This is a genomic window from Clostridium algifaecis, from assembly GCF_017874415.1.
GTDB lineage: Bacteria > Bacillota > Clostridia > Clostridiales > Clostridiaceae > Clostridium_B > Clostridium_B algifaecis.
This window is the reverse complement of sequence record NZ_JAGGLM010000001.1, coordinates 205,324-218,445: the sequence shown is the minus strand read 5'-3', so window position 1 is coordinate 218,445 and position 13,122 is coordinate 205,324. Positions and strand designations below refer to the sequence as shown.

The 13,122-nt window shown below is 30.9% G+C and carries 16 protein-coding genes; all 16 read right to left on the bottom strand.

Annotation, left to right across the window (positions count from 1 at the left end; translation table 11 throughout):
* Positions 1-16 precede the first annotated feature (16 nt).
* A complete protein-coding gene (locus tag J2Z42_RS01100) occupies positions 17-463 on the bottom strand; it encodes an RrF2 family transcriptional regulator (protein ID WP_209700513.1) in 447 nt (148 codons plus the stop codon).
* A gap of 94 nt (positions 464-557) precedes the next feature.
* Entirely contained in the window at positions 558-1,823 is a 1,266-nt protein-coding gene (locus tag J2Z42_RS01095) for a replication-associated recombination protein A (RefSeq protein WP_209700512.1), read from the bottom strand.
* 82 nt (positions 1,824-1,905) lie between these two features.
* A complete protein-coding gene (locus J2Z42_RS01090) occupies positions 1,906-2,664 on the bottom strand; it encodes a histidinol phosphate phosphatase (protein ID WP_209700511.1) in 759 nt (252 codons plus the stop codon).
* Between the two features lie 10 nt (positions 2,665-2,674).
* Positions 2,675-3,592 (bottom strand): AEC family transporter, encoded by a 918-nt coding sequence (locus tag J2Z42_RS14750; protein WP_342589981.1) that lies wholly within the window; start codon positions 3,590-3,592, stop codon positions 2,675-2,677.
* A gap of 52 nt (positions 3,593-3,644) precedes the next feature.
* On the bottom strand, positions 3,645-5,168 hold the full coding sequence (locus J2Z42_RS01080) for a sensor histidine kinase (protein WP_245331410.1): 1,524 nt from the start codon (positions 5,166-5,168) through the stop codon (positions 3,645-3,647).
* Positions 5,158-5,853 carry a response regulator transcription factor gene (locus tag J2Z42_RS01075; protein WP_209700510.1) on the bottom strand — a complete coding sequence of 232 codons (696 nt, stop codon included), beginning with the start codon at positions 5,851-5,853 and terminating at the stop codon, positions 5,158-5,160. Before J2Z42_RS01075 ends, J2Z42_RS01080 begins: the two co-directional genes overlap by 11 nt.
* Positions 5,799-6,470: a phosphatase PAP2 family protein gene (locus J2Z42_RS01070; protein ID WP_439897305.1), complete on the bottom strand. Its 672-nt coding sequence runs from the start codon at positions 6,468-6,470 to the stop codon at positions 5,799-5,801. Before J2Z42_RS01070 ends, J2Z42_RS01075 begins: the two co-directional genes overlap by 55 nt.
* Positions 6,471-6,624: 154 nt before the next feature.
* A complete protein-coding gene (gene hisE / locus J2Z42_RS01065) occupies positions 6,625-6,957 on the bottom strand; it encodes a phosphoribosyl-ATP diphosphatase (RefSeq protein ID WP_209700508.1) in 333 nt (110 codons plus the stop codon).
* A 19-nt stretch (positions 6,958-6,976) separates the two neighbouring features.
* A complete protein-coding gene (gene hisI / locus J2Z42_RS01060; protein WP_209700507.1) occupies positions 6,977-7,318 on the bottom strand; it encodes a phosphoribosyl-AMP cyclohydrolase in 342 nt (113 codons plus the stop codon).
* A complete protein-coding gene (gene hisF / locus J2Z42_RS01055) occupies positions 7,319-8,080 on the bottom strand; it encodes an imidazole glycerol phosphate synthase subunit HisF (RefSeq protein WP_209700506.1) in 762 nt (253 codons plus the stop codon).
* A gap of 3 nt (positions 8,081-8,083) precedes the next feature.
* Entirely contained in the window at positions 8,084-8,800 is a 717-nt protein-coding gene (gene hisA / locus J2Z42_RS01050; protein ID WP_209700505.1) for a 1-(5-phosphoribosyl)-5-[(5-phosphoribosylamino)methylideneamino]imidazole-4-carboxamide isomerase, read from the bottom strand.
* 26 nt (positions 8,801-8,826) lie between these two features.
* Complete coding sequence (hisH, locus tag J2Z42_RS01045) at positions 8,827-9,435, bottom strand: imidazole glycerol phosphate synthase subunit HisH (protein ID WP_209700504.1); 609 nt, start codon at positions 9,433-9,435, stop codon at positions 8,827-8,829.
* On the bottom strand, positions 9,436-10,035 hold the full coding sequence (gene hisB, locus J2Z42_RS01040; RefSeq protein WP_209700503.1) for an imidazoleglycerol-phosphate dehydratase HisB: 600 nt from the start codon (positions 10,033-10,035) through the stop codon (positions 9,436-9,438). It abuts the gene before it with no gap.
* Between the two features lie 19 nt (positions 10,036-10,054).
* Positions 10,055-11,113, bottom strand: coding sequence for a histidinol-phosphate transaminase (hisC, locus tag J2Z42_RS01035; RefSeq protein WP_209700502.1), 1,059 nt, complete (start codon positions 11,111-11,113; stop codon positions 10,055-10,057).
* A 21-nt stretch (positions 11,114-11,134) separates the two neighbouring features.
* Positions 11,135-12,427 carry a histidinol dehydrogenase gene (gene hisD / locus J2Z42_RS01030; protein ID WP_209700501.1) on the bottom strand — a complete coding sequence of 431 codons (1,293 nt, stop codon included), beginning with the start codon at positions 12,425-12,427 and terminating at the stop codon, positions 11,135-11,137.
* A complete protein-coding gene (gene hisG, locus J2Z42_RS01025; protein ID WP_209700500.1) occupies positions 12,424-13,101 on the bottom strand; it encodes an ATP phosphoribosyltransferase in 678 nt (225 codons plus the stop codon). The genes hisD and hisG overlap by 4 nt, the downstream gene beginning before the upstream one ends.
* Between the last annotated feature and the right edge of the window lie 21 nt (positions 13,102-13,122).

Below are 13,122 nucleotides of genomic sequence, written 5' to 3'. Positions count from 1 at the left end.
ATATACATTCAAAATTTTATTCCTTTTTGACTATTTTTTTCTTATTCATACTATTATAATCATCCACTATATTTTGCAGCGTAGTGGATTCCATAACATTATCTATACTATCCCTAATTCTTGACCATAAAAGCCTTGTGGCACAGCAGCCGACATTATTACATGAATTTCCATCAATGTCATCTATACACTCTGATATTTCTACAGGTCCTTCAAGAACCTTCATTATATCATCTATAGATATATATTTTGGATCTTTGCTTAATATATATCCTCCCTGTGCACCTCTTATACTTCTTATTAAATTTGCTTTTCTAAGCTGAGAAAATAACTGTTCCAGGTAATATTCTGATATACCTTGTCTCTCTGAAATGTTTTTTATAGAAACCGGCTGACCATCATAATGTATTGCAAGATCAACCATAGCTTTAACTCCATATCTTCCCTTTGTTGATAGCTTCAATTAACCACTTCCTTTGCCACTCAACTTCTATTTACTTGATTATATCTTATCAAATCCGAGTAAACCTGTCAACAATAAAATCAAAAACTCAATTTCAATATTCATTTTTTATGTGTTTAATATACGCTTCAGCTGCAGATTCCATCTTGTTTTTTCCCGGAATATAATATATCCTGTCTTTCAACTCATCAGGTAAGTACTGCTGATTAACATAATGATTTTCATAATCGTGTGGATATTTATATCCTATACCTCTTCCCAGTCTTTTTGCTCCGCTATAGTGAGCATCCTTTAAATATGATGGAATTTCTCCTATATTTTTACTCTCAACATCTGACATAGCATCATTAATAGCTTTATAACTCGAATTGGATTTCGGGCTTGTAGCAAGCAGTATGACTGCCTCTGAAATTGGTATTCTAGCTTCCGGCAATCCTAAATACAAAGCACTTTTTACAAGTGCGTACACAATACTTGCAGCTTGTGGATATGCAAGTCCTATATCTTCCGAAGCTATTACAAGAAGTCTCCTGCAAATTTCCTGTAAATGGCCTCCTTTTATTAAAACTGCAGCGTAGTATACAGCAGCATCAGGCGAACTTCCCCTTATACTTTTCTGAAATGCACTTATAGTATCATAATAATAGTCTCCACTTTTATCAAAATTAAATCCTTTTTCCTGTACAGCATTTTTAATGTTTTCCATTGTCAGCTCTATTTTATTGTCAACTTTTTCAGATGAGTGTATAATCAGTTCTAAAAAATTAAGCGATCTTCTAACATCTCCGCCGCTCATCCTTGATATATATTTTAAAATATCACAATTGAAAATAACTTCTATGTTATCTTCAATTTTCAATATATTAATAGCTCTTTTTAATGCTTTGATTATATCTTCTTCTTCAATTGGTTTAAATTCAAACACCAGAGATCTGCTCAATATGGCATTATAAATACAATGATATGGATTATCAGCTGTACTTGCAATTAAAGTTATCCTTCCATCCTCAATATATTCTAAGATAGACTGCTGCTGTTTTCTATTAAAATTCTGTATTTCGTCTAAATAAAGGACTACACCTTTATATCCTATAAAAGTGTCCAGACTTTTGACTACACGTTGAATATCTGAAACAGAAGCATTCGTCGCATTTAACTTATAAAACTTTTTATCTGTAATACTTGCAGCTATATTTGCCACAGTAGTTTTTCCGACACCTGGAGGTCCATAGAAAACCATATTCATGATTTTTCTATTTTTTATCATATTATAAAGTGGTTTTCCCCTGCCAAGTATATGTTTCTGTCCAACTATATCCTCTATGTTATCAGGTCTTATTCTTTCAGCTAATGGCTGCATAATTACACTTCCTTTTTATGCTAAGTAGATCAATTATTGAAAATCACATATTAAAAATAAGAGCACCTAAAGATGCTCACAATCAGTACTCCATATTTCTGTTTTTAAAATGTACTATTTTTAAATTGCACTTTTCAGCTATCCCCTCTGCTATATTAAAATTATTTCCTATAGCTTCCGGATTATGTGCATCTGATCCCACTGTTATATATTTTCCGCCAAGTTCTCTATATCTTTTATATATGTCAATCATACTGTAAATTGCCTTCTGGCTGTCCAGTCTTCTTGTATTTAGTTCCAGACATTTACCTCTATTTATAATAAGCTTTAATATTTCATCTATTATATCACAAAATTCTCTGTAATATAATTCTTTATCATCATATTTTGCATATCTGCATATATAGTCAATATGAGCCAAACTATCCACGAAATCAAATTGTTTGAAATTAACAAACATAGCTTTAAGATATCTAAGATAAGCATCCTTCTTGCTTTTGTCCTTATAATAATCGGGATAATATAAATCCATATTGTCTACTAAATGTATAGATCCAATAATATAATCAAATTCATTATCTAAAACCACTGTTCTTGATTCGTCCAAAGCATCTTCTTTCATCCCGACTTCTATACCTAGAAGTAATTTATCGCCTCTAAACCTGGAATATTTTCTAAAATAATCTCCTACATCAAAAGTAAAATCTCCTTTTGGATACCCAATATCCATATGTTCTGTAAATGTTAATGATAACTTATTATAATCAGCAGCCTTTAATGCTTCTTCTATTTTCATATTTGAATCACTTGAGTATTCCGTATGTACATGTGTATCGAACACGTTAATCACCTCATTTAAAATATTGAAGTACACTTATTATAATCGGTATAGTAATCATTGATACTATAGTAGTTATAAACACGCTCCTTGATGCTAATTCCTTGTCAGAATTATATTTCTGTGCAAGTATTGGAGATAGTACTGCCACAGGCATGGCCTCAATTACCACACTTATTTGAAGCATCAGACTATCTGCCTTAATCAATTTTAATATTATAATACTTAAAATTGGTGCTAAAATTAATCTCAAAAAGCAAAGATAATAAACTACAGTCCCTCTGAAAATATCCTTGAATTTTATCTCAGCTAACATTGCACCAACTATAATCATTGAAAGCGGTGTAGTCATAGCTCCTATTTCACTTACAGCCATATTTAAAGCATAAGGTAGTTTTATCGAAAACATAAACATTATAAATCCTAAAGTAGTGAATATTACAGCCGGGTTTAATGCAACTCCCTTCATATCTCTAATATTTCCCTTACCAGAATATATCATAATTCCTAAACTGAACATTACTATATTCATTACCATATTAAAAATTGCGCCATAAAAAATTCCTATTTTTCCGAACAATCCTTGTAAAACAGGATATCCCATAAATCCGCTATTTGAAAAAGTAGTAGCAAATCTTATAATTTTGCTGGATTCCTTGTCATACTTTAGAGTTAAAAATTTACTTAAAAATATTATAGCCAGATTTATTATAAATGAATATATAAATATACGTTTTATTTCCGTAAGCATTTTTGCAGAATATGTATAATTAAAGCAGGATAATAGTAATGCTGGAAGAGTTATATTAATTAATAAATTTGAGAGCTCATTGGTTGTTTCTTTTTTTATTATATTTTTTTTCCTGGCAAATGTTCCGGATATCATTATAAGTGATAAAATTATAACCTCGTTTATTGCAGTATAGTTCACAAAGCTTTCCTCCTAAAAGTACAAAAATATACTACCTATTATAATAGATATTTTATACAAGCTCAAATACTACATTAAATCTAATACACTCCTTATCATAATCTACCCTTATTCTTCCTCCTTGATGCTCTACTATGTTTTTCGCTATAGCGAGACCCAGTCCGCTTCCACCTGTATCTGACGCTCTAGATTTATCCACCCTGAAAAATCTGTCAAATAACTTATCTACATCATCTTTTTTTATAATATCACATTTATTTTCTATGGAGCAAACTGCAAAGTTTCCGTTTTCCTCTAAAGACACTATTATATTTCCAGGCTTAGTACAGTATCTTACGGCATTCACAAGTAGGTTTTCAAAAACCCTTACGGTTCTATTAGGATCTAAATTTACTTTTAGTCTTTTACTTGAAAATTTTTTTACTATACTAACATTATTTTCTTCAAAAATTGGAACCATTTCCTCTATGAGTTGATCTAATAAATCATTTAAAAATATGTTTTCTTTATCCATAATCACTGCATTATTTGTAAGTTTAGTATACTCAAATAAATCGTTTATAAGTAGTTCTAATTTTTCAGATTTATTATAGGCTATATTAATATACTGTTTTAACTCCTCATCTGTTTTATACTTTTTATCCTTCAAAAGACCTAGATAGCCTTTTATAGAAGTAAGCGGAGTTCTTAAATCATGAGATACATTTGTTATAAGTTCATTTTTTATTCTTTCTTCATCTCTCTCATGTTTTATCTTACTATGTAATTCATCCGCCATAAAATTTATATTGTCTGCAAGTATTGTAAGCTCATCTTTTCCTTCTCGCTTTATCTTGTAATCAAGATTTCCTTTTGAAATTTCAATTAAACCAGAAGCTATACTGTCTATATATTTAATTTTTTTATTGGTCATAAAATAAAACAACAGCAAAAAAGCCATAATTGATGCTATTATCTGAGGGACAGGATTATATATGTTTTCATAGATTATCTTACCTCTAGGAATTCCCCGCATTACCAAATATGCATTCTCATCTTTGAAATTCAAAGGATAAAAGCTTATATATTCCCTGTTTTCATTTACGGTACTTATATCACCTTTATTGTATATATCCTGAATGTTTTTCATAAATTCAACATAATTCTTTATAGAATTTTTTATAGTGCTATATATATCTATCTGTGTTTCATATGTATTTTGTGATTTATATAATACCTTTCCTTTTAAATCCGTTATCATTATTTTTTGTTTATTAGTATAATCACCTTTATCTATTATACTTTGAATTTCATTGTTATCATTTATACTCATATTTTTATTTTTTATTTTATCGGCAATAGCAGCAGCATTTACGGATATTTCATCTATCCCTTTACTATAGTCAATTCTGGCCGTCTTATTTGTTTCTTGAAATAAGTTTCCTGTAATTTTTCCAATTACAAATGCTATAATAAAACACAAAGCAAAAGCTAGTATAAGCTCTAATCTTATACTATTTTTTATATTGAATAAAATTTCCTTACATTTATTTTTAAACGATAAAATCAACTTTGTATTTAACAATCTATCTTTCAATTTTATATCCAACTCCCCAGACAGTTTTTATAAAGCGAGGTTTTCTTGGATTTTCCTCTATTTTCTCTCTTATCTTCCTTATATGCACCATAACTGTATTATCAGATTCAAAAAAATTTTGTTTCCATACTTTTTCATATATTTTTTCCATGCTAAATACAATGCCCTTATTCATAGCCAGAAGTTTCAATATGTCAAATTCTCTGGGAGTCAATTTTACATTTTTGCCAGACACTTTAACTTCATGAGTCTCTGTATTTATGACCAAATCATCAACTTTTATTATTCCTTTTTCTTGATTATTTGTAACATTGAATTCCTTGTATCTTCTAAGCTGTGATTTAACCCGGGCTATTAGTTCTAATGGATTAAATGGTTTTGTAATATAATCGTCTGCACCGGTTGTAAGTCCAAGTATTTTATCCATGTCCTGAGTTTTAGCAGACAGCATTATTATTGGCATATTTTTACTTTTTCTTATGTTTATACATGTTTTAATTCCATCCATATTTGGCATCATTACATCAAGTATAACCAAATCTATATATTTATTTTCAATAATATCTACAGCTTCAATTCCGTCTTTTGCCTTAATTACCTTATATCCTTGATTTTCAAGATATATTCCAATTAAATCTCTAATTTCTTTTTCATCGTCAACCACAAGCAAAATTTCTTTATCCATAGAAAGCTCCTCTCCAAAACAGGTCCTACAATAAATCTATATATAACTTCACATAATATTATAGCAACTATTACATCCAAAATTACATGTTGTTTGACAAATTGAGTAGCTAAAATTATCAAAATACCTGTTATATAAATAGCAGTCTTTCCTTTTATATTGTCCTTGAATGCATCTTTTGCTCCTTTTATAACAGAATAGCTGGTTAACACATGTATACTCGGGAAACAATTAAAAGGTTTATCCAGTTTATATGTCAATCTTACAAATTGAGAAAAAAAATCTTTTCCATATATCTCAGGTCTAGGAACTGTTGTCTGAAAGAAAAAATATATAATATAACATACAATCATGCCAATAATTATAGTAAACAATACTTTATAATATGTTTCTTTATGATAAATGCAAAAAAATATTAATGACAAAATTATAAATGGATACCATATCCAGTAAATTACAATAAATTCTTTTATATACGGTACCTGCCTATCTATTTCTGTAACCAATATATAATAACCCCTTACAGAATTATCAAGAAGTCCATAAGCAATATTCACTACAGGTATAAGTATCATCAGACTTAAATACAATATATTCTTTTTAAAGCCTCTAAATATCCTAGTCATATTTAATTTCTCCTATCTTTAATAATTCCATTCTATATAATTTATATTATATATAGAACATCTTAATTATTTAGGAAGTAATTCTTAAATATTTCTTAATAATAAAAAATCAAGCAGATATATAATACCCACTTGACTTAAAAATTTATATTTTTTCTACATTTTTTCTCTCAGGCTTTTTATTTTGTATCTTTTTTCTTCTATTTATAAGTTCTTTTTCTATTTCATCAAGGCTAACTCCCTGATTTACCATAAGAACCAATACATGATATATCAAATCACATATCTCTGGTACTTCTTCATCCTTAACACCATTCTTGCTTGCAACTATAACTTCTGTGCTCTCTTCCCCTACCTTCTTTAAAATTTTATCCAATCCCTTTTCAAAAAGATAGTTAGTGTAAGAGCCATCAATAGGATTCTCTTTTCTATCCTTTATTACATTATAAAGTTCTTCAATAACACCTTTTATCTCCATTATTATATCTCCTCACTTGTTAAACTGTCAGCTTATTAAAAAAGCAGCTCCTATTTCCTGTATGACATGCTGCTCCTATTTGCTCTACCTCTAAAAGTATTGTATCATAGTCACAGTCAACACTTATACTCTTAACATACTGAAAATGCCCTGATGTAGCCCCTTTATTCCAGTATTCCTTTCTTGATCTGCTCCAGAACCACGTAGTTCCGCTTTCTATAGTCCTTTTAAGGGATTCTTCATTCATATAAGCCAGCATAAGTACTTGATTATTTTCAAAGTCCTGAACTATAGCCGGGAGAAGTCCACCTTTAAAATCTATCTTTTTTAAAATCTCACTATCAAAATTAAACTTTGCCATTTATAATCTAACTCCTATATCTCTATCCTTAAGATATTCTTTTACCTGCTTTATACTCAGCTCTCCATAGTGAAAAAGGGAAGCTGCAAGTGCTGCATCTGCTCCTGAATATTTAAATACGTCATAAAAGTCCTTGAGTGAACCACATCCGCCAGACGCAATTACAGGAATATTTACTTCTTTTGATATAGCATTTGTAAGATCTATATCATATCCCTGTTTGGTTCCATCTGCATCCATGCTTGTAAGTAAAATTTCACCGGCCCCAAGACTTTTAGCTTTCTTTGCCCATTCTACAGCATCAAGACCGGTATCAATTCTTCCTCCATTTATATATACATTCCAGCTTTCACTATCCTCGTTTTTCTTAGCATCTATGGCAAGCACCACGCACTGACTTCCAAATTTATCCGCAGCATCATATATTAAATTTGGATTTCTTATAGCTGCAGAGTTTACAGATATTTTATCGGCACCAGCTCTAAGTATTTTTTTAAAATCATCTATATTCCTTATACCTCCACCAACAGTAAGTGGTATAAAAACTTTTTCCGCAGTTTTTCTGACTACATCTATCATAGTATCTCTTCCATCACTTGTAGCCGTAATATCCAGAAATACTATTTCATCTGCACCTTCTTTATTGTAATACTCTGCTATCTCTACAGGGTCTCCAACTTCTTTTAAATTCACAAAATTAATTCCCTTTACTACTTTACCCATCTTTATATCAAGACATGGTATTATTCTCTTTGTAAGCATTAATCAATTTCCCCCAATCTCTATAGCTTCTTTTAAAGAAAGAGTTTTTGAATATATAGCCTTTCCAATTATAACTCCATATGCATCTTTTTTCTTAAGTTCCTTTATATCATCTATATTTTTTATACCGCCTGATGCTACAACGTTACAGCTAACTGCATTTTTAAGCTTTAAAAGCTGATCCATATTTGTTCCTGAAAGTGTCCCATCTCTGCTTATATCCGTAAATATTAAAGTTTTAACTCCAATATCCTCCATCTGCTTTCCAAATTCTATGTAGTCAATATCACTAACTTCTACCCAGCCTTTAACTGCCACTTTTTCATCCCTGGCATCTATTCCTACAACAATTTTATCTCCATACTTTTTCACGGCTTCGGTAACCATAGCTTTATCACTCAGGGCAGAAGTTCCAAGTATCACCCTATCAAGTCCAAGTTCTAAAAGCTCATCTATAGTCTCAATGCTTCTTATTCCTCCACCAAGTTCAACGCTTAGGTCTTCTATAGAAGCTATCTTTGATATAATCTCCCTATTTTTAACTTTTCCATTAAGCGCACCATCTAAATCAACTACATGTAAAAAACTTGCTCCTTCTTTCTTAAATTTAATGGCTGTGGATACTGGATCTTCCGCCACTACATTTGAAGAATCAAATTTTCCTTGGTAAAGCCTTACACATTTTCCATCACGTATATCTATAGCTGGAAATATTAACATATACTTTCAACTCCATTCTTACATAATTAAATTGTTAAATCTACAAAATTTTTTAATATTTTAAGTCCCAAATCTCCACTTTTCTCGGGATGGAATTGAAGACCATATATATTTCCGCGGCTTACTGCTGCAGTTATATCGATATTTCCATATTCGCTGTAAGCATTCAAATCCTCTTTATTCTCAACTTCTGCATAGTAAGAATGAACAAAATACACATAGCTTGAATCAGGTATACCTTCAAACAGCTTATTTCTCTTATTTATAATTAGACTGTTCCAGCCCATATGAGGTATTTTAACATCTCCGTATATTTCTCTTACCCTGCCTTTTATTATTCCAAGTCCTTTAGTTTCTTCTATCTCTTCCCCTACATCAAATAACATCTGCATTCCAAGGCATATTCCAAGAAAAGGCTTATCTTCCTTTGCAATATCAAGTATGACTTTATCAAGTCCCCTTTTCTTTAAACTTTCCATAGCCATAGGGAAAGCCCCAACTCCCGGTAGTATAACTCCATCACTTTTATTTATTTCATCACTATCGAAAGTTACTTTAGAATCTACATTCAAATATCTAAGTGCTTTTTCTACACTTTTTAAATTTCCTGCTCCATAATCTATAATTGAAATCATTTAAATTACTCCTTTAGTAGAGAGAACTCCCTTTATTTCACTATCTATTGTATAAGCTTCTTTAAATGCGTGGCCAAAAGCTTTAAACATTCCTTCTATGACATGATGGGTATTTTTGCCGTAAAGCGACTTTACATGGAGTGTCATATCTGAATTAAAGGCAAGTGCTCTAAAAAATTCTTCTATAAGTTCTGTATCCATTTCGCCAACTTTCTGACTCTTCAAATCAGCTTCAAATACTAAAAAAGGACGTCCACTTAAATCTATAGATACCATTTCAAGACTTTCATCCATAGGAATAAAAAAAGTCCCATATCTTCTTATTTTTTCCTTACTTAAAAGTGCCTTTTTTATACACTGACCCATGACTATTCCTATGTCTTCAACGGTATGGTGAAAATCTACATATAAGTCTCCCTTTGCCTTAACCTTCAAATCTACCATTCCATGTTTTGCTATCATGGTAAGCATATGATCAAAGAAACCTATTCCTGTATCAATATCATATTTTCCTTCTCCATCTATGTCAAGTTCAATTGTTATACTAGTTTCTGATGTATCTCTTGAAATAGAAGCACTTCTATGATTACTCAAACTCATTTTTATCTCCCCGCTTCATTTAACCATTATATTTTTTCAAAAGTTCTAACATATAATTATTTTCTTCTTCTTTCCCTATAGTTATTCTAAGACAATCCTTTAAAACTCCACTGCCAAAATCTCTAACTAAAACTCCATCTTCTAAAAGTTTTTCGTATATTTCATGAGCTCTTTTTGTCTTGAAAAGTATAAAGTTTGCTGAACTTTTGTATACTTTTTCTATGTATGGTATTTTTAAAAATTCACCGTATACTCTTTCTCTCTCTGAAATTATATATTTAACCTTTTCTTCTATTTCAGACTTGTTTGAAAGTAAAACTTTGCCTATTATTTCAGTGGTAGTACTCACATTATAAGGTGGTTTAACCTTTTTTATTTCATCTAAAATTACTTTTCCTGCCGTTAAGAAACCAAGTCTTATAGAAGCTCCTCCTATCTTGGAACAGGTTTTTAAAACTATCAAATTTTCATAATCATCTATATCTTTAATAACACTTTCTCCATAAAATGCCCCATAGGCCTCATCTACTACAACTATTGAATTGCAATTTTTAACTAATTTAAGTATAGTATTTCTGTCATAAGCTTTTCCTGTAGGATTGTTGGGATTTGAAATGAAGAAAAGCTTTATGCCTTCACTATTTACCTTATCTATTATGACCTGTGGATCAAAAGTAAATTCCTCATCTGTATCAAATTTAACAATGTTTGCCGAGGAAATAGCTGCATAATTTTCATACATGGAAAATTCAGGATTCAAGAGTAAAATCTTATCATTCCTATCCAGGAAAGTGGAAACTATTATCTGTATAAGTTCATCTGAGCCATTTCCTGCAATAACAGATTTGTAATCCACTCCTGCGTATTCTGCAAATTTTTTGCAGAGGTCTTCAGACATAGCATCCGGATATCTATTAAAACTGCACTTAACTATTTCTTCTTTTATTTCAGACAGTAATTCATCGCTTACAGAAAAAGGGCTTTCATTTGCATGTAATTTTATCCTGCTGTCAATTCTTTTGGCATTATAAGATTCAAAGGTTTTTAAATCATCTCTAAAAAGTTTTTTTACATTCATATTAAGTTTCTCCTTTAAATTTTAGTTTTTTCTAACAGCTATAGAATTTCTATGTGCTGTAAGTCCTTCTTTCTCAGCAATTGTCATGATACTATCTGCTGCCTTCAAAAGTTCCTCTTCTGAATAATATATATAGCTTGATTTCTTTACAAAATCATCTACTGAAAGAGGTGAATAAAATCTTGCAGTACCGTTGGTTGGTAATACATGGTTAGGTCCTCCAAAATAATCTCCAAGTGGTTCAGGACTGTAGTGTCCTAAAAATACAGATCCGGCATTTCTGACACATGGCAAATATGAAAATGGATCTTTTATGCATAATTCTAAATGTTCCGGTGCAATATCATTTCCTATATCAATTGCATCATTTACACTGTCCACCACAATAATTATTCCATTATTCTTAAGAGATTCTTCTATTATGCTGCGTCTTTTTAAATCTTTTATCTGAATTTCAATTTCTTCATTTACCTTATTTGCAATCTCTATGGATGTAGTTACAAGTGCTGCTGATGCCATCTTATCATGTTCTGCCTGCGACATAAGATCTGCCGCTACAAATTTAGGATTTGCACTATCATCTGATACTACCAGTATTTCACTTGGACCTGCTATCATATCTATGTCAACTTCTCCATAAACAAGCTTTTTAGCAGTGGCTACATATATATTTCCCGGTCCTACTATCTTATCTACCTTAGGAATAGTTTCTGTGCCATATGCAAGAGCCCCTATTGCCTGAGCTCCTCCTATTTTATATATTTTATCTGCACCTGCTATATCTGCAGCTACAAGTACATTTGGATTTATATCAAGGCTCTCTCTAACGGGAGTTACCATAACTACCTCATCTACCCCTGCAATTTTAGCGGGTATTATGTTCATAAGTACAGATGATGGATAGGCTGCTGTACCTCCTGGGACATAAACCCCAACCCTCTTAAGTGGTATATATCTCTGGCCCATTATTTTTCCAGCTTCATCTGCTATTACAAAGGAATTATGCTTTTGCTTTTCATGGAATTTCTCTATATTTAATTTAGCTTTCTTTATAGCTTCAAGAAATTTCTTGTCTACTTTGTTATAGGCAGCTTCTATTTCAGATTTTGTAACCAGTATATTGCCTGCATTCAATTCTTCAGAATCAAACTTATTTGTATAACCAATTAAAGATGAATCACCATTTTCTCTAATATCTGATAACATATTTGAAACAGTTTTTACAACCTCTGAATCAACTTCCGTTCTCCTGCTTTTTAAGAGGTTTAAATATTCTTCCTTTCCCTTTTTATCTCCTTTAATTATCTTAATCAATTCTCTGCCTCCTTTAATTTTTTTATCTGTTCTCTTCTATCTACTTCTTCTTTTAATCTATCGACTATATCTTCTATTTCATTTTTTTTCATTTTTAAACTTGCCATGTTAACTATAAGTCTCGTACTTATACTGCATATGTCGTTATAAACTTCAAGTCCATTTTCCCTCAAAGTTGTACCAGTCTCAACTATATCTACTATAGCATCTGATAATCCGAGCATTGGTGCCATTTCTACAGAACCTTCTATCTTTATTATTTCAATATCGAATCCCATTTTTTTGAAATAGCTTCTTGCTACATTTGGATATTTCGTAGCTATTTTTTTTCTATTATAACCCTCATAAAAATTCTTTCCTTTAGGCCCTGCTAAAGAAAATTTGCATTTTCCAAACTTCAAATCCAGAAGTTCATAGAAATTTTTATCAAATTCCATTAAAGTATCTTTTCCAACTATACCTATGTCTACTACTCCATGTTCTACATAAGTAAGTACATCCGGTGCCTTGACAAGCACAAAGTCTATATTGAATTCATCATTATGAAATATAAGTTTTCTTCCCTTATTTTCAATTTCAGTGCAGTCTATTCCGATAGAGTTAAACATATCAACTGCGGTTTTCTCTATTCTTCCTTTAGTTAAAGCTATCTTCAAAGGTTTTCTAATACTCAATATCTTCACTTCCTCATATAA